This window comes from Marinitoga arctica (genome assembly GCF_054657315.1).
Window position 1 is genome coordinate 1 of sequence record NZ_BAAHYY010000079.1, and the last position, 416, is coordinate 416.

Annotated in this window: 1 pseudogene; it reads left to right on the plus strand. The window is 22.4% G+C overall.

From position 1 onward, the window contains the following. Positions 1-416: pseudogene (locus ACYQ44_RS10435) on the plus strand (hypothetical protein); the annotation flags it as partial.

The following is a 416-nucleotide window of genomic DNA, read 5'->3' on the forward strand; positions in this document are numbered from 1 at the left end:
GATATATTTTTTAAAGAACCGGAATATACTTTTGGTAGAAAAAGAAAATATACAAATAAAAATATTTTTAAGATATTAATATTATTAAAGATTGCTGGTGAATCATATAGAAGTTCAAAATCTTTTTTTGAAAATCATCCAGAATTTTTGTCTTTAATAGGGATAAATGAAATACCTTCTTTTCAAACTATATCATATAGAGCAAATAGATTAGATTTTAGAAAAATAAATAATGATTTAATTAATTGGATATATAGTAATTTTCAATTATCAAAAACACATGCAACTATTGATGCTAATGTTATTAAGCCATGTAAAGATTCCAGATTAGGTATTGCTAAAGCTACTTTCAATAAAGAAGAATTTGGTTTTACCTATACTACAAAAGCTAAAGAATTCGGTAAAAAGTTTTATTT